This window comes from Pseudomonas sp. TE3786 (assembly GCF_054057335.1).
Window position 1 is genome coordinate 43942 of record NZ_JBSRZF010000011.1, and the last position, 16516, is coordinate 60457.

Annotated in this window: 12 protein-coding genes and 1 tRNA gene; 10 read left to right on the forward strand and 3 right to left on the reverse strand. The window is 60.4% G+C overall.

Annotated elements, in window-relative coordinates:
• Positions 1–104 precede the first annotated feature (104 nt).
• From ACVW0Y_RS13675 to ACVW0Y_RS13690, 4 genes are all read left to right on the forward strand, one after another.
• Positions 105–1376 carry a YeaH/YhbH family protein gene (locus tag ACVW0Y_RS13675; RefSeq protein ID WP_457438872.1) on the forward strand — a complete coding sequence of 424 codons (1272 nt, stop codon included), beginning with the start codon at positions 105–107 and terminating at the stop codon, positions 1374–1376.
• Positions 1377–1385: 9 nt separating this feature from the next.
• Positions 1386–2951 (forward strand): SpoVR family protein, encoded by a 1566-nt coding sequence (locus ACVW0Y_RS13680; protein ID WP_457438873.1) that lies wholly within the window; start codon positions 1386–1388, stop codon positions 2949–2951.
• Between the two features lie 61 nt (positions 2952–3012).
• Positions 3013–3534, forward strand: coding sequence for a DUF4136 domain-containing protein (locus tag ACVW0Y_RS13685; protein WP_457438874.1), 522 nt, complete (start codon positions 3013–3015; stop codon positions 3532–3534).
• Between the two features lie 54 nt (positions 3535–3588).
• Complete coding sequence (locus ACVW0Y_RS13690) at positions 3589–4809, forward strand: multifunctional CCA addition/repair protein (RefSeq protein ID WP_457438875.1); 1221 nt, start codon at positions 3589–3591, stop codon at positions 4807–4809.
• An 82-nt stretch (positions 4810–4891) separates the two neighbouring features.
• On the opposite strand, the gene folK is transcribed toward ACVW0Y_RS13690, so the two are convergent.
• Both folK and folB read right to left on the reverse strand, forming a co-directional pair.
• Positions 4892–5410 carry a 2-amino-4-hydroxy-6-hydroxymethyldihydropteridine diphosphokinase gene (gene folK, locus ACVW0Y_RS13695; protein ID WP_457438876.1) on the reverse strand — a complete coding sequence of 173 codons (519 nt, stop codon included), beginning with the start codon at positions 5408–5410 and terminating at the stop codon, positions 4892–4894.
• Positions 5401–5757: a dihydroneopterin aldolase gene (gene folB, locus ACVW0Y_RS13700; RefSeq protein ID WP_457438877.1), complete on the reverse strand. Its 357-nt coding sequence runs from the start codon at positions 5755–5757 to the stop codon at positions 5401–5403. Before folB ends, folK begins: the two co-directional genes overlap by 10 nt.
• 76 nt (positions 5758–5833) lie before the next feature.
• Here folB and plsY point away from each other — a divergent pair, with 76 nt between their 5' ends.
• On the forward strand, positions 5834–6403 hold the full coding sequence (gene plsY / locus ACVW0Y_RS13705; RefSeq protein ID WP_457438878.1) for a glycerol-3-phosphate 1-O-acyltransferase PlsY: 570 nt from the start codon (positions 5834–5836) through the stop codon (positions 6401–6403).
• Between the two features lie 3 nt (positions 6404–6406).
• Here plsY and tsaD read toward each other — a convergent pair whose 3' ends face one another.
• Positions 6407–7432: a tRNA (adenosine(37)-N6)-threonylcarbamoyltransferase complex transferase subunit TsaD gene (tsaD, locus tag ACVW0Y_RS13710; protein WP_457438879.1), complete on the reverse strand. Its 1026-nt coding sequence runs from the start codon at positions 7430–7432 to the stop codon at positions 6407–6409.
• Positions 7433–7630: 198 nt separating this feature from the next.
• Between tsaD and rpsU the strand changes: the two genes are divergently transcribed.
• From rpsU to ACVW0Y_RS13735, 5 genes are all read left to right on the forward strand, one after another.
• Positions 7631–7846 (forward strand): 30S ribosomal protein S21, encoded by a 216-nt coding sequence (rpsU, locus tag ACVW0Y_RS13715; protein ID WP_002551877.1) that lies wholly within the window; start codon positions 7631–7633, stop codon positions 7844–7846.
• A gap of 321 nt (positions 7847–8167) precedes the next feature.
• Positions 8168–10171, forward strand: coding sequence for a DNA primase (gene dnaG, locus ACVW0Y_RS13720; RefSeq protein WP_457438880.1), 2004 nt, complete (start codon positions 8168–8170; stop codon positions 10169–10171).
• Positions 10172–10238: 67 nt separating this feature from the next.
• A complete protein-coding gene (rpoD, locus tag ACVW0Y_RS13725; RefSeq protein ID WP_457438881.1) occupies positions 10239–12089 on the forward strand; it encodes an RNA polymerase sigma factor RpoD in 1851 nt (616 codons plus the stop codon).
• A 141-nt stretch (positions 12090–12230) separates the two neighbouring features.
• Positions 12231–15965 (forward strand): bifunctional diguanylate cyclase/phosphodiesterase, encoded by a 3735-nt coding sequence (locus tag ACVW0Y_RS13730; protein ID WP_457438882.1) that lies wholly within the window; start codon positions 12231–12233, stop codon positions 15963–15965.
• Between the two features lie 16 nt (positions 15966–15981).
• Positions 15982–16058: transfer RNA gene (locus ACVW0Y_RS13735), tRNA-Ile, on the forward strand.
• Positions 16059–16516 lie beyond the last annotated feature (458 nt).

Consider the following 16516-nt stretch of genomic DNA (forward strand, 5'->3'; position numbering starts at 1 on the left):
CAAGGCCTGCATGCCCGTGCAGGCCGCATGAACCGCTCCGGGTCTGCTCGTTACGGTGCTCGTCGTGACGAGCGCAGCAGGTCCGGAGGTTCTGAGGAGCGTCCATGAGCTATGTGATCGACCGCCGTCTCAACGGCAAGAACAAAAGCACAGTGAACCGTCAGCGGTTCCTGCGCCGTTACCGTGACCACATCAAGAAAGCCGTGGAAGAGGCCGTCAGCCGCCGCTCTATTACCGATATGGAGCACGGTGAGCAGATCAGCATTCCCGGCCGCGATATCGACGAGCCCTTGCTCCACCATGGTCGTGGCGGCAAACAGACCCAAGTGCACCCGGGCAACAAGGAATTCACTGCTGGCGAACGTATCGCCCGCCCGCAAGGCGGCGGCGGTGGCAAAGGCGCGGGCAAGGCCAGCAACTCTGGCGAAGGCATGGACGAGTTCTCCTTCCAGATTACCCAGGAAGAATTTCTCGATTTCATGTTCGAAGATCTCGAACTGCCGAACCTGGTGAAACGCCAACTCACCGGCACCGACACCTTCAAAACCGTACGCGCGGGGGTCAGCAATGACGGCAACCCTTCACGCATCAATATTGTTCGCACGCTGCGCGCCTCCCATGCGCGGCGCATTGCCCTGTCCGGTAGCAGCCGCAACAAACTGCACTCGGCGATTGCCGAGCTGGAGCGACTGAAAGCCGAAGAACCCGACAACTTTGCCGACATTCAGGCCACAGAAGCCGAAATTATCCTGCTGCGGGCGCGGATCAAGAGGGTGCCTTTTCTGGACACCTTTGACCTCAAGTACAACCTGCTGGTCAAGCAACCCAACCCCAGCTCCAAGGCGGTGATGTTCTGCCTGATGGATGTGTCCGGCTCCATGACCCAGGCCACCAAGGACATCGCCAAGCGCTTCTTTATCCTGCTGTACCTGTTCCTCAAGCGGAACTACGAAAAGATTGAGGTGGTGTTTATCCGCCACCACACCAGCGCCCGCGAAGTGGACGAGGAAGAGTTCTTCTACTCCCGGGAAACCGGCGGCACCATCGTTTCCAGCGCGCTGAAGCTGATGCAGGAAGTGATGGAAGCGCGCTATCCCACCAGTGAGTGGAATATCTATGCCGCGCAGGCTTCCGACGGCGACAACTGGAACGACGACTCACCGATCTGCCGCGACATCCTGATGAAGCAGATCATGCCGTTGGTGCAGTACTTCACTTATGTGGAAATCACCCCGCGCGAACATCAGGCGCTGTGGTTCGAATACGAACAGGTGGGCGAGGCATTTGCCGACACGTTCGCTCAGCAGCAACTGGTGTCCGCCGGCGATATCTACCCGGTGTTCCGCGAACTGTTTCAGCGCCGACTCGTTACCTGAGGTGTTGCCATGAGCGCTCGAGAGAAGAAAAGAGGTCAGCCCATTTCCACCGGTTCGGAATGGACCTTCGAACTTATCCGCGCCTACGACCGGGAAATCAGTCGGATTGCCGAAGGCTATGCGCTGGATACCTACCCAAACCAGATCGAAGTGATCACCGCCGAGCAGATGATGGATGCCTATGCGTCGGTGGGCATGCCCTTGGGCTATCACCATTGGTCCTACGGCAAACACTTCCTCAGCACCGAGAAATCCTATAGCCGCGGGCAGATGGGCCTGGCCTACGAGATCGTGATCAACTCCGACCCGTGCATCGCCTACCTGATGGAAGAAAACACCATCTGCATGCAGGCGCTGGTGGTGGCCCATGCCTGCTACGGGCACAACAGCTTCTTCAAGGGCAACTACCTGTTCCGCACCTGGACCGATGCCAGCTCGATCATCGACTACCTGGTGTTCGCCAAGCAGTACATCATGCAATGCGAGGAGCGCTACGGTATCGACGCGGTGGAGGACCTGCTCGACTCCTGCCATGCACTGATGAACTACGGCGTCGACCGCTACAAACGCCCCTACCCGATCTCTGCCGAAGAAGAACGTCAGCGCCAGAAAGAGCGCGAAGAGCACCTGCAACGGCAGATCAACGACCTGTGGCGCACCATCCCCAAAGGTGCCGACAAGGGCAATGACAAAGACGCCGGCCGCTTTCCGGCCGAGCCGCAGGAAAACATTCTGTATTTCCTGGAAAAACATGCGCCGCTGCTGGAGTCCTGGCAGCGCGAAGTGGTGCGGATCGTGCGCAAGATCGCCCAGTATTTTTACCCGCAGCGCCAGACCCAGGTGATGAACGAAGGCTGGGCGACCTTCTGGCACTACACCCTGATGAACGACCTGTACGACGAGGGCCTGGTCACCGACGGTTTCATGATGGAGTTCCTGCAGTCGCACACCAGCGTGATCTACCAGCCACCGTTCGACAGCCCCTACTACAGCGGCATCAACCCCTACACCCTGGGGTTTGCCATGTACCGCGACATCCGCCGTATGTGCGAAGAACCCACCGAAGAAGACAAACGCTGGTTCCCGGATATCGCCGGCAGCGATTGGCTGTCCACGGTGAAATTCGCCATGAAGAGCTTCAAGGATGAGAGTTTTATCCTGCAGTACCTGTCGCCCAAGGTGATCCGCGACCTGAAGCTGTTCAGCATCATGGACGACGACCAGAAGGACGAACTGGTGGTGCCAGCCATCCACGATGAGCCGGGTTACCAGATCATCCGCGAGACCCTGGCAGCGCAGTACAACCTGGGCAACCGCGAACCGAATATCCAGATCTTCAGCATCAACCGCCGCGGCGATCGCTCACTGACCCTGCGCCATCAACAACACGACCGCAAACCCCTGGGCGACTCCACCGAAGAGGTGCTGAAACACCTGCACCGCCTGTGGGGCTTTGATATCCATCTGGAAACCGTACGCGGTGATCAGGTGGTGCAAACCCAGCATGTACCGCCGCGGGGCGAAAGCGAGAACAGCGACTACCCACGGCTGGACCTGGTGATCCCACCCATTTGACAGGTTGACCGACGGCGAGCTTGCGTTGAGCATATTGCATCCTTCGCGGAGCTTGCCGTTTATGCCTGTACACCCCGCTTTTCTACGCCTACTTCTGCTCAGCCTGCTGCTGGCAGGCTGTTCCACTCCGGCACCGCAGGTCCTGGTGGTGCAAACCGCCACACCGTCGCTTGGCAGCCACCACAGCTTCGAAATGCTGCCGCCGAGCACCAGCACCGAAGGCCAACTGCCGCCCACCAGCGATTACGCACACGTTGAAGCGAGCCTGCGCCAGGGCCTGCTCAACCATGGCTACCGCGAAAGCAAAAAAGCCGAGGTACGGGTCGCCTATGCGTTGACCCTGAACGAAACGCCACTGGAGTTTCGCGTCGACAACCCGCCCAACAACCCTCTGGGCAGCTACCTGGCAGTCCATCGCTTTCAAGACGAAAGCGCCACGCTGCGCCTGCGGGTCAGCGACCGTGCCGACAAAACACTCTGGCAAGGTCTGATCACCACCAGCCTGAGCCCGTCCTGGCAGCGCGACGAGCTACTGCGTGCGGCAGTAGTCAGCCTGCTGCAGCAGATTCCCGTCAGCCGCTAAGCCGGCCCGGCGGGCGCGCAGCAGGTATGCTCTGGCGCTAACGGAGGGTTTTTCATGCAGATTTATAAGGTCGGCGGGGCTGTACGAGATCGCCTGCTCGGGCGCCCGGTCACCGATATCGACTGGCTGGTGGTGGGCGCCACTGCCGAAGAGATGCTCGCCCAGGGCTTTCGCCCGGTGGGTGACGACTTCCCGGTGTTTCTCCACCCAAAAACCCAAGAGGAATACGCCCTCGCCCGCACCGAACGGAAAAGCGGGCGCGGCTACGGCGGCTTCACCTTCTACGCCAGCCCCGAGGTCACCCTCGAAGAAGACCTGACCCGCCGCGACCTGACCATCAATGCCATGGCCGAAGATGACCAGGGCACAGTGTTCGACCCCTATGGCGGCCAGCAAGATCTCGAAGCGCGCCTGCTGCGCCATGTTTCCCCGGCCTTTGCCGAAGACCCGTTGCGGGTGCTAAGGGTGGCGCGCTTCGCCGCTCGTTATGCGCAACTGGGCTTTCAGGTGGCCGAAGAGACCTTGGCCTTGATGCGCGAGCTAAGCGAATCGGGGGAGCTGTCGGCGCTCACACCCGAGCGCAGCTGGAAGGAAATTTCCCGCGCGCTGATGGAAGGGCGCCCGGATGTATTTATCGAGGTACTGCACAGCTGTGGTGCCCTGCAAGCCATGCTCCCCGAAGTGGACGCGCTCTTCGGCGTACCGCAACCCGCAGCCCATCACCCCGAAATCGACACCGGTGCCCATGTACTCAGCGTGCTACGCCAATGCGCCGAGCATAAACAGCCGCTGACCGTGCGCTGGGCCTGTCTGCTGCACGACCTCGGTAAAGGCCTGACGCCATCAGAAGAATGGCCACGGCATATCGCCCATGAGCATCGCGGTATCAAGCTGATCAAGGCGGTGAACGAACGCTGTAAAGCGCCACGGGATTGCCAGGAGCTGGCGTTACTGGTGGGCGAATACCACACCCACGGTCATCGCGCCCTGGAGCTGAAGGCCTCGACCTTGCTGGAGTTGCTGCAGAGCTTCGACGTGTATCGCCGGCCGCAGCGCTTTGAAGAGTTTATTGCCGCGTGCGAGATGGACGCCCGTGGGCGCTTGGGCCTGGAGCAGCGCGATTATCCACAGGCCGCGTACTTGCGCGGTGCGGCCGATGCAGCGCGGGCAGTGAAGGTGCAGCCGTTGGTGGAGCAGGGATTCAAAGGCGCCGAGCTAGGTGAGGCGCTCAAGCGTGAGCGGTTGAAAGCCTTGCAGGCCTACAAAGCATCCTGAAGCATGCACTGCCTCGTAGGAGCGGCTTCAGCCGCGATGCTGTCGAGCTTGCCGTTCGCAGGGATCGCGGCTGAAGCCGCTCCTACGAAAGGCCAATTGGCGTTAGCTGCTGGCCGCGCCACTCAAAGGCGACGGGTGCCAACACCTGTTCAATCTGCGCCTCACGCCACAGCTCGCCATAGGGCTTCAGCACACCCGGATGCAGGTGTTCCGGCACCAGCCACGCCAGCGGCCAGAGCACAAAGGCGTTCTTGAGAATCTCCGCGCGCGGCAGAATCAGCCCGTCGAAATCGCCCACCAGATCGCCGTAGGTCAACACGTCGATATCCAGCGGTAGGCCCTTGCGGTTTGGCGCATAGCGGCCATTGTCGGCTTCGATATGCTTGAGCCGGCGGTCCAGTTCGTGCAGCGAAAGATCTGTCTGCGCCAGCACCACCAGATTGAAGAACGGCCCGCTCTTGATTCCTACCGGCTGGCTTTCGAACACCGGCGAGCACTGCATACCCTGGAGAAACTGCGCCAAGGCCTCTAGGCCAGCCGTCAGATGCGTTTCGCGCTCGACGTTGCTACCGAGGCCCAGCAGGATCGGGGTCAGAGACATCCGCGCTGAATCTCCACGCCCACCCCACCGATGGCGGCAGGCACCGCACCGGGTTTGGTGAGTTTCAGGCGCAAGCCGGGAATCTGGAACTCGCTCATCAGCGTCTCGGCCAGACGCTCGGCGAAAGTTTCCACCAGAAGAAACTGCGCCTCTTGGGCAAAAGCCTGGATACGGGTGGAAACGGCGGCATAGTCCAGCGCCTTGGTCAGATCGTCGCCGGCAGCGGCCGGGCGATTGTCCCAGGCAAAGCTCAGGTCCAGGCGCAGACACTGGCGAATGTCACGTTCCCAGTCATAGGCACCGATTACGGTGTCAACTTCCAGACCCTCGATAAACACTCTGTCCAAGCACTCTGCTCCATCGCACGACAAAGGGCGCTACGCCCCGTTAGAATCGGGGCTCACTCGCCCCGGAATGGATACCATGTTTTGGTTGCTGGCGATCCTCGCCTACCTGCTCGGCTCGCTGTCCTTTGCCATCCTGCTCAGTCGCCTGGTCGGTGGCCCCGACCCACGTGCCGCGGGCTCCGGCAATCCCGGCGCCACCAATATGCTGCGGGTGGCGGGTAAAAAGCTGGCCATCCTGACCCTGCTTGGCGACCTGCTCAAAGGCCTGCTGCCGGTGCTGATCGCCCTTGTTCTGGGCTTCAACATCCAGCAGCAAGCCTGGATCGGCCTGGCTGCGGTGGTCGGACACCTCTATCCGCTGTACTTCAACTTTCGCGGCGGCAAGGGCGTGGCGACTGCCGCCGGCATGCTGCTGGGCCTTTATCCGCCGGCCGCCCTGCTCGCCGTTGCCGGCTGGGGTCTGACCTTTTGGCTGACCCGCACCAGCTCCCTCGCTGCCTTGATTGCCACCCCGCTGACCCTGCCATTACTGGCCTGGCAACAACCGGGTGCTCTGCTGCCAATGAGCGTGCTCACCGGCCTGATCGTCTGGCGTCACCGCAGCAATCTACGCGACCTGCTGGCTGGGCGCGAACGGCATTTCTAAGCCTTAGATCGCCGGCAACTGTTCCATCGGCCAACGCGCCTGCACCGAGATTTCCGGGCCTTCGTGCTGGCCGGCCATCAGGCGCTGGCAACCGGCGTAGGCGATCATCGCGCCATTGTCGGTGCAGAACGCCGGGCGGGCATAAAACACGTTGCCGTTGAACTCACCAAGCATCTTTTCCAGCGAACGACGCAGCGCCTGGTTGGCACTCACGCCGCCGGCAATCACCAGCCGGTTGAGATGGGTCTGCTTGAGCGCGCGGCGGCACTTGATGGTCAGAGTCTCGACCACAGCGGTCTGGAAGGCCAGCGCGATGTCACAACGGGTTTGCTCGCCGTCGTCGCCAGCCTCGCGGCATTGCAGCCAGGTGTTTAGCGCAAAGGTTTTCAGACCGCTGAAACTGAAGTCCAGGCCTGGGCGGTCGGTCATCGGCCGCGGGAAGACAAACCGGCCAGGCACGCCGCTCAGCGCCAGACGGGCGATTTCCGGGCCACCCGGGTAGCCGAGGCCGATCAGTTTGGCGGTTTTATCGAAAGCTTCACCGGCGGCGTCATCCAGCGACTCGCCGAGCAACTGGTACTGACCAATGCCATCGACGCGAACCAACTGGGTGTGACCACCGGAAACAAGAAGAGCGACAAACGGAAATTCCGGCGGGGTTTCTTCCAGCATAGGTGCCAGCAGATGGCCTTCCATGTGGTGCACGCCAAGGGCCGGAATTTCCCAGGCAAAGGCCAGCGCCTGAGCGCACGCAGCGCCGACCAGCAAGGCCCCGACCAGGCCGGGGCCGGCGGTGTAGGCGATGGCGTTGATGTCCTGAGTGGCACAGCCGGATTGCTCCAGCACTTCACGAATCAACGGCAGCATGCGCTTCACGTGATCCCGCGAGGCGAGCTCCGGAACCACGCCGCCGTAGGCTTTGTGCAGGTCGATCTGACTGAACAAGGCATCGCCCAGCAAGCCGCGCTCGCTGTCATACAAGGCTACGCCGGTTTCATCGCAAGAGGTTTCTAGTCCCAGCACGAGCATGGGTTTTCCCTTCAGACTGGGCAATTTCGAAGGCGCGCATGATAATCGCCGTCCGTAACGCCGCCTAGCGGTTTTCGATCAGAGGCTTTGCATTCCTGGCGATGAGGCGTTAACATCCGCAACCCTTAAAAACCGACGTCCTCCAGCTCAGTTTGCAACGAGTACGTCTACCCCGGTAATGAATGAAGGTAGCTCTGGATGCCAGCCGTCAAAGTAAAAGAGAACGAACCCTTCGACGTAGCTCTGCGTCGCTTCAAACGCTCCTGTGAAAAAGCCGGTGTTCTGGCTGAAGTTCGCAGCCGCGAATTCTACGAGAAACCAACTTCCGAGCGTAAACGCAAAGCTGCAGCCGCAGTTAAGCGCCACGCTAAGAAAGTGCAGCGCGAACAGCGCCGCGCCGTTCGTCTGTACTAATACACAGACTGACGCCGCCTGTTTTGCCACGCCCGGCCGCAAGCCGGGTTGCCGGCAGAATCGATAGCACAACGCTTCAAACGCATTAGCGAAGTTATCCCCGTTGCCCAGGCAACTGCGATAAGCCTCGCTTTTTCGCGTTTGCGTGGAAAAAATCCGCGCATGCCCAGCTTGAAAAAGGCTTGTAGAGCCTACCGCCAACTCTTGGCATGATTAGCCACCTCGCCGCTGCATGCGTCGAGAACAAGCGCTTTGCATCTATATCCGAACATCTGAAATCGAGGCAGCAATGCCGGCGATTCGACCGACTTCGAGAGCGCCATGGCCGGGCTGATTCCCCAAAGCTTCATTGACGACCTGCTCAACCGCACCGACATCGTCGACGTGGTCAGCTCGCGCGTGCAATTGAAGAAAACCGGGAAAAACTTCAGCGCCTGCTGCCCATTCCATAAAGAGAAGACCCCCTCCTTCAGCGTCAGCCCAGACAAGCAGTTCTACTACTGCTTTGGCTGCGGCGCTGGCGGCAACGCCCTGGGCTTCATCATGGACCACGACAACCTGGACTTCGTCCAGGCCGTGGAGGACCTCGCGAAAAGTGCCGGAATGGAGGTGGTGCGCGAAGAAAACGGCCGCGGCGGCCCGCACAAACCGCGGCAGCCTACCGATTCACCGCTCTACCCACTGCTCACTGCCGCAGCCGAGTACTACCGCCAGGCGCTGAAAAGCCACCCGACGCGCAAAGCCGCCGTCGACTACCTGAAAGGCCGAGGCCTGTCCGGCGAAATCGCCCGGGACTTCGGCCTGGGCTTTGCGCCGCCCGGCTGGGACAATCTACTCAAGCACCTGGCCACCGATACGCTGCAGCAAAAGGCCATGATCGAAGCCGGCCTGCTGATTGAGAACGCCGACAGCGGCAAACGCTACGACCGCTTTCGCGACCGGGTGATTTTCCCCATCCGCGACAGCCGCGGCCGGGTCATCGCTTTCGGCGGCCGCGTTCTGGGCGACGACAAACCCAAGTACCTGAACTCACCCGAAACGCCGGTCTTCCATAAAGGCCAGGAACTCTATGGCCTCTACGAGGCGCGCAAGAGCAATCGCGACCTCGATGAAGTAATGGTGGTTGAAGGCTATATGGACGTCATCGCGCTCGCCCAGCAAGGCCTGCGCAACGCCGTCGCCACCCTCGGCACCGCCACAAGCGAAGAACACCTAAAACGCCTGTTCCGCATCGTGCCCAGCGTGCTGTTCTGTTTCGATGGCGACCAGGCCGGCCGCAGCGCCGCATGGCGCGCGCTCGAGTCGACGCTACCGAGCCTGCAGGACGGCCGCCGCGCGCGGTTTCTGTTTCTGCCCGAAGGTGAAGACCCGGACAGCCTGGTCCGCGCAGAAGGCACCGACGCCTTCCGCGCAAGGATCAATCAACAGGCACAGCCGCTTGCCGACTATTTCTTCCAGCAGCTGACCCAGGAGGCAGACCCACGCTCCCTGGAAGGTAAAGCACACCTGGCGACGCTGGCGGCCCCGCTGATCGACAAGATCCCAGGTGCCAATCTGAAAATTCTGATGCGTCAGCGGCTCACCGAAATCACCGGCCTTAGCAGCGAATCGTTCAGCCAGCCCACCCACAGCCATCACAACCCAGTCAGCGCACCGCCTGCAGCCATGCACAGCATGGACGAACCGCCGCATTTCGACCCCAGCGCTTATTACGACGCGCAGCCAGACCATGGCCACGAAGACTATGCCCCCCAGCCCGAGCAAACCTGGCAGCCGAAAACCGGCTTCAAGGGCAAAGGCAATGGAAGCGGAAAAAAATGGGAAAAGAATTGGAGCAAGAAAGGTGATCGTGATCGCGATGACTTCCCTCGCGGACCGCGCGTCGCCGCGCCAGTGGAATCACCCACACTGACGGCCCTGCGCACCCTGCTGCACCATCCGCAACTGGCCGAAAAGGTCGAAGATGCCAGCCATTTTGCCGCAGAAAACGACACCTATGCCCAGCTACTGGTGTCTCTGCTGGGTGCCATGCAGAAGAATCCGAAATTGCGCTCACTGCAACTGATCGCGCGCTGGCACGGCACTGAACAGGGCCGCCTGCTCAAGGCGCTTGCAGAAAAGGAATGGCTGATTGACGCCGACAACCTTGAACAACAGTTTTTCGACACTATAACTAGTCTGGCAGCACGCCAACGTGAGCGCAGCCTGGAACATTTGCTGCGCAAGGCACGTCAAAGTGAGCTCAGCGCAGAAGAGAAAGAGCAGCTGCGCGACCTGCTCAGTCGTACCGCAACTCCCGTCACCCCGACCTCAACTGGCGCGTGAGGTCTCAGCTCTGGTATAATCCTCGGCTTGTTTTTTGCCCGCCAAGACCTTCAGTGGATAGGGTGTTATGTCCGGAAAAGCGCAACAACAGTCCCGCCTTAAAGAGTTGATCAGCCGTGGTCGTGAGCAGGGTTACCTGACTTACGCAGAGGTCAACGACCACCTACCGGAGGATATTTCAGATCCGGAACAGGTGGAAGACATCATCCGCATGATTAACGACATGGGGATCAACGTATTCGAGAGTGCTCCGGATGCGGACGCTCTGCTATTGGCTGAAGCCGATACCGACGAAGCGGCCGCCGAAGAAGCAGCCGCTGCTTTGGCTGCGGTAGAAACCGATATTGGCCGCACCACCGACCCGGTGCGCATGTATATGCGCGAAATGGGTACGGTCGAACTGCTGACCCGCGAAGGCGAGATCGAAATCGCCAAACGCATCGAGGAAGGCATTCGTGAAGTCATGGGCGCTATCGCCCATTTCCCAGGCACGGTCGACAGCATTCTCTCCGAGTACACCCGCGTTACCACCGAGGGCGGCCGTCTGGCCGAAGTCCTCAGCGGCTACATCGACCCGGATGACGGCATTGCCGCGCCGGCCGAAGTACCCGTCCCGGTTATCAAGGACGGAGCCGCGGCTGCCGAACCTGAAACCGAAGACGAAGAAGCCGAAGGTGACAGCGACGACGAAGAAGAAGGTGATGGCGGTCCAGATCCGGAAATCGCTCGCGTGCGCTTTGGTGCCGTGGCCGACCAACTGGAAAAAGCCAAGAAAGTGCTGAAAAAGCACGGTCGCGACAGCAAGCAAGGCCTGGCCGAACTCGCTGAACTGGCCGACTTGTTCATGCCGATCAAGCTGGTTCCCAAGCAGTTCGACGCCCTGGTTACCCGCGTTCGTGATGCCCTGGATCGTCTGCGTCAACAAGAACGCGCCATCATGCAGCTGTGTGTGCGTGATGCCCGTATGCCGCGCGCCGACTTCCTGCGTCAGTTCCCGAGCCACGAAATCGATGAAAGCTGGGCCGACCAACTGGCCAAAGGCAAAAGCAAATACGCTGAAGCCATTGGTCGCTTGCAGGCCGACATCCAGCGTTGCCAGCAGAAGCTGGTCGCCCTGGAAGCTGAGACCGGTCTGAAACTGGCCGAGATCAAGGACATCAACCGTCGCATGTCGATCGGCGAGGCCAAGGCCCGCCGCGCGAAGAAAGAGATGGTTGAAGCGAACTTGCGTCTGGTGATCTCCATCGCCAAGAAGTACACCAACCGTGGTCTGCAATTCCTCGATCTGATCCAGGAAGGCAACATCGGTCTGATGAAAGCGGTGGACAAGTTCGAATACCGTCGCGGCTACAAGTTCTCGACTTATGCCACCTGGTGGATCCGTCAGGCGATCACTCGCTCGATCGCCGACCAGGCCCGCACCATCCGTATTCCGGTGCACATGATCGAGACCATCAACAAGCTCAACCGCATCTCCCGTCAGATGCTTCAGGAAATGGGCCGCGAGCCTACTCCGGAAGAACTGGGTGAGCGCATGGAAATGCCTGAGGACAAAATCCGTAAGGTATTGAAGATCGCCAAAGAGCCGATCTCCATGGAAACACCGATTGGCGATGATGAAGACTCCCATCTGGGCGACTTCATCGAAGACTCCACTATGCAGTCGCCTATCGATGTCGCCACGGTTGAAAGCCTCAAGGAAGCGACCCGCGAAGTACTCGCCGGCCTCACTGCCCGTGAAGCCAAAGTACTGCGCATGCGCTTCGGCATCGACATGAATACCGACCACACCCTTGAGGAAGTTGGTAAGCAGTTCGATGTAACCCGCGAGCGGATCCGGCAGATCGAAGCCAAGGCGCTGCGCAAGCTGCGCCATCCGACCCGCAGCGAGCACTTGCGCTCGTTCCTCGACGAGTGATTTTTTGCTCAACGAGTAGTGCTTAACAAAAGCACAAACAAAACCCCCGGCCTCGACCGGGGGTTTTGCTTTCTGGATGCTGGCAACGCGCCATAAGGCTACACTCGGCACATCCCTACAACGCTGTCTCGAGGCCGCGTCATGCCGCGACTGCTTGCCACTCTTCTGCTGTGTTTGGCCTACTGGGCAGCCCCCGTCCACGCCTTGACGCTGACTGAGGAAGAACAAGCCTGGCTCACCGCCCACCCCACCCTGCGCATGGGTGTCGACGCCACCTGGCCACCTTTCGAATACCGCGATGAACAAGGCCGCTACATGGGCCTGGCCGCCGACTATGTCGCCCTGGTGGAAAAGCGCCTGGGGGTGAAGATGGAAGTCTTCGAGCCCAGCAGTTGGAGCGAGGTGTTGCAGCAGGCCAGATCCGGCAGCATCAACCTGCTACCCGGGGCGATGTCCACCCCGGAGCGCCAGAGTTACCTCAGCTTCACCCGTCCTTACCTGGACTTCCCCATCGTCATCCTGGCGCGCAACGGTGGCCCGCAACCCCGGGAGTTGAAAGATCTCTACGGCCTGAAAGTGGCGGTGGTGGAAAACTACGCCCCCCATGAAATCCTGCGCAGCCAACACCCCGACCTCAATCTGCTGCCTGTGCCAACCGTCGCCGCAGCGCTACAGGCAGTGGGCACCGGCCAGGCCGATGCACTGGTCGGCGACCTCGCGTCCAGCGTCTGGGGCCTGCGCCAACTCAAGCTCGAAGGCATCACTATCACCGGCGATACACCGTACCGCTATCAACTGTCGATGGCGGTACCCAAAGACCAGGCCGTGCTGGTAGGCATCCTCGACAAACTATTCGCCGACATCACCAGCGAAGAAATCGAAGCCATGCAGGAACGCTGGATCGGCGGCGTACTGGACCAACGCGGCGTGTGGCGCAAAACCCTGATGGTGGCAGTGCCAAGCTTGCTGGTTCTGCTGCTGGTATTGATCGCCGTGGTCGCCGTCAACCGCCGCCTGAGTAGCGAGATCAACCGCCGTAGCAACCTCGAACAAGCCCTGCGCAGCAGCGAGCAGCACTTTCGCAGCCTGGTGGAGTGTCTGTCCGCCGTGACCTGGGAAGCCAACCGCGACGACTTCAGCTACTCCTACGTGTCACCCCACGCGGAAAAACTCTTTGGCTACCCCCTGAGCGCCTGGCATGACCCTGACTTCTGGGCCAAGGCCCTGCACCCGGACGACCGCGAGCGCACCCTAACCTACTGCCGCCAGGAGACCGACGCCGGCCGCGACCACACTGTCGACTACCGCATGTACGCCGCCGACGGCCGCCTTATCTGGGTACACGATATCGTCACCCTGATCGAACACCGCGGCACCACGGTGCTGCGCGGGGTGATGATCGAAGTCACCGAAACCAAACAGACCGAGCAGGCACTGCGCCTGTCCGAACAAAAGTTCGCTTCGGTATTCCAGCAATGCCCGGACATCCTCCTGATTGCCCGCCGGGAAGATGGCTGCCTACTGGAAGTGAACCCGTCCTTCGAAGAGCACACCGGCCTCCGCGCCGCCGACGCGCTCGGCAAAAACGGCACCGAATTGAACCTCTGGGGCGTGCCCGGTTCCGGCCCGCAAGTGCTTCAGCGTTTACAGCGCGAAAGCCTGCACAATCTAGAGATGCTGTTCCGCCGACAGAACGGCGAACTCTTCACCGGCTTGATTTCCGCCCAGCAATTCCAACTGGCGGACACCCCGGCGCTAGTCGTCGTCGTGCGCGATATCAGCCAGGTGAAAAAAACCCAGGAACAGCTGCAGTTTTCCGAAGAGAAATTCGCCAAAGCCTTTCACGCCTCGCCCGACGGCTTGTTGCTCACCCGCATGCAGGACGGCCGGATCCTGGAAGTGAACGAAGGCTTCACCGGCCTGACCGGCTACAGCACTGACGACGTCGCCAACCAGTCCACCATCGGCCTTGGCCTGTGGCATAACCCGGCGGATCGCAGCGCCGTCATGCAACGCCTGAAAGACACCGGCACGGTACGCGACTACACCGCCGTCATTCGCGCCAAAAGCGGCGAACTGAGGCTATGTGAAATAGCCATGCAGGGCATGCAAATCAACGCTGAACGCTGCGTACTGACCATCGCCCGCGACGTCACCGAACGGACCCGCACCCAGGAAAAACTCCAGCTCGCCGCCACCGTCTTCGAAAGCACCGCCGAAGGCGTGCTGATCACCGACACCGAACAACGCATCACCGCCGTCAACCGCGCCTTCACCGAGATCACCGGCTACAGCGAGGCCGAAGCCTTGGGCCGCTCGCCGCACCTACTCGCCTCCGGCCAACACGACAGCGCCTTCTACGCCGCCATGTGGCACCAGCTCGATGCCACCAGCCACTGGCAAGGCGAGATCTGCAATAAACGCAAAAATGGCGAGCTGTACCCGCAATGGCTGACCATCAGCGCCGTGCGCAACAGCGACGGCCGAATCACCCATTTTGTCGGCGTGTTCGCCGACATCACCTCGCTCAAACGGGCCCAGGACAAACTCGACCACCAGGCCCACCACGACTCCCTGACCGGCCTGCCCAACCGCCTGCTGTTCGAAAACCGCCTGCACGCCATGCTCGCCGACGGGCAATCCAATAGCAGCCTCGGTGCCGTGCTGTTCCTCGACCTCGATCGCTTCAAACACATCAACGATAGCCTCGGCCACCCGGTCGGCGACCTGTTGCTGCAAGCCACCGCCCAGCGCCTGCGCAGCCAACTGCGCGACATCGACACCGTCGCACGTCTGGGCGGTGACGAATTCATCATCCTGCTGCCCGGCCTGCACCAGGCCGAAGATGCCGAACGGGTGGCCAACAAACTGCTCATTTGCCTGAGCGCACCATTCCAGGCTGACGGCCAAGAGTTTTTTATCACCGCCAGCATCGGTGCCAGCCTGTTCCCCCAGGACGGCATCGACGTCGCCACCCTGATCAAAAATGCCGACGCCGCCATGTACCGCTCCAAAGCCAAAGGCCGCAACCGCGCCGAGCTGTACACCAGCGACCTGACCCAACAAGCCACCGACCGCATCGCCCTGGAAAACGAACTGCGCCGAGCCATCGAGCGTAACGAGCTGAGCCTGCACTACCAGCCCAAGCAGTGCCTGCAAAGCCACCAGATCGTCGGCGCCGAAGCGTTACTGCGCTGGCACAGCCCCATGTTCGGCAACGTTCCACCAGAACGTTTTATCGCCCTGGCAGAAGACAACGGCCTGATCCTGCCGATCGGCGACTGGGTGCTGGCCCAAGCCTGCAAACAAATGGGCGAATGGCAACAACAGCACCAACCGTTCGGCCCGCTATCGGTCAACCTCGCCGGTGCCCAACTGCGCCAGCCACGCCTGGTCAAACGCATCGCCAACCTGCTGGCCGAACACAACCTGCAGCCAAATATGCTGCAGCTGGAAATCACCGAAAACTTCATCATGAACCAGACGGAAGAAGCCCTGACCATCCTCCACGACCTGAAAAAACTCGGCGTGCTGCTGGCCATCGACGACTTCGGCACTGGCTACTCCTCCCTGAGCTACCTCAAACGCCTGCCGCTCGACACCCTGAAAATCGACCAATCCTTCGTCCGCGGTCTGCCCGAAGACCCCCACGACGCCGCCATCACCCGCGCCATCATTGCCCTGGGGCGCAGCATGCAGCTCACCGTGATCGCGGAAGGTGTCGAAACGCCCGAACAACAGCGCTTCCTGGTCGAGGAAGGCTGCGAACAGATCCAAGGTTTTATCCTTAGCCGTGCGGTTCCCCCTGAGAACTTCGCAGGGACTTTCCTAACCCCCCGCCACGCGATTGGCACTCCGCAAACCGCGCCGGTATAATCCGCGCACTTTCTGAGGGCCTATAGCTCAGTTGGTTAGAGCAGAGGACTCATAATCCTTTGGTCCACGGTTCAAGTCCGTGTGGGCCCACCAATAAAATCAAAGAGTTAGGCCAGCCATTGCGGTTGGCCTTTTTTGTTTTTGGCATCTTTGTAAGCAGTTTGTAAGCACTCGACGCAAAAAGGGGTCTGAACTGCTAAAGATTGAAGCCCGTAGCCGCCAGTAGTTACAGGCAGGTACCGGCCAGAAGCGGCCTGTCGTACGAGAACGCTCTTGATCCGCGCTTCATGGTCGGTTCAAAGCAGCTACTAGACAGTTTCAGCCTTTACCCGTAGTTTCCGCGATTGCGCTTGGCTTCGCCGCGCTGCCAAAGTTGTACTAGCCGTTGGGCTCAACGGTCAGCTTCCTGATTGCGGTGCAAAACCGCCACTCTTATGAGAAACAGGTTTATACCTCCTCGTTACAACGCGCTTTTACAGGGTCCCACCCACGGGTTTGTATTGCTGTTAGACGCCGTTCTATATGAGCCGACTAAGGTCAGTTCAATCGTC

Coding starts and splice junctions, on each gene's coding strand:
- ACVW0Y_RS13685 (WP_457438874.1), top strand. CDS start 3,013: ATGCCTGTACACCCCGCTTTTCTACGCCTACTTCTGCTCAGCCTGCTG.
- ACVW0Y_RS13675 (WP_457438872.1), top strand. CDS start 105: ATGAGCTATGTGATCGACCGCCGTCTCAACGGCAAGAACAAAAGCACA.
- rpsU (WP_002551877.1), top strand. CDS start 7,631: ATGCCAGCCGTCAAAGTAAAAGAGAACGAACCCTTCGACGTAGCTCTG.
- ACVW0Y_RS13690 (WP_457438875.1), top strand. CDS start 3,589: ATGCAGATTTATAAGGTCGGCGGGGCTGTACGAGATCGCCTGCTCGGG.
- ACVW0Y_RS13730 (WP_457438882.1), top strand. CDS start 12,231: ATGCCGCGACTGCTTGCCACTCTTCTGCTGTGTTTGGCCTACTGGGCA.
- plsY (WP_457438878.1), top strand. CDS start 5,834: ATGTTTTGGTTGCTGGCGATCCTCGCCTACCTGCTCGGCTCGCTGTCC.
- dnaG (WP_457438880.1), top strand. CDS start 8,168: ATGGCCGGGCTGATTCCCCAAAGCTTCATTGACGACCTGCTCAACCGC.
- rpoD (WP_457438881.1), top strand. CDS start 10,239: ATGTCCGGAAAAGCGCAACAACAGTCCCGCCTTAAAGAGTTGATCAGC.
- tsaD (WP_457438879.1), bottom strand. CDS start 7,432: ATGCTCGTGCTGGGACTAGAAACCTCTTGCGATGAAACCGGCGTAGCC.
- folK (WP_457438876.1), bottom strand. CDS start 5,410: ATGTCTCTGACCCCGATCCTGCTGGGCCTCGGTAGCAACGTCGAGCGC.
- ACVW0Y_RS13680 (WP_457438873.1), top strand. CDS start 1,386: ATGAGCGCTCGAGAGAAGAAAAGAGGTCAGCCCATTTCCACCGGTTCG.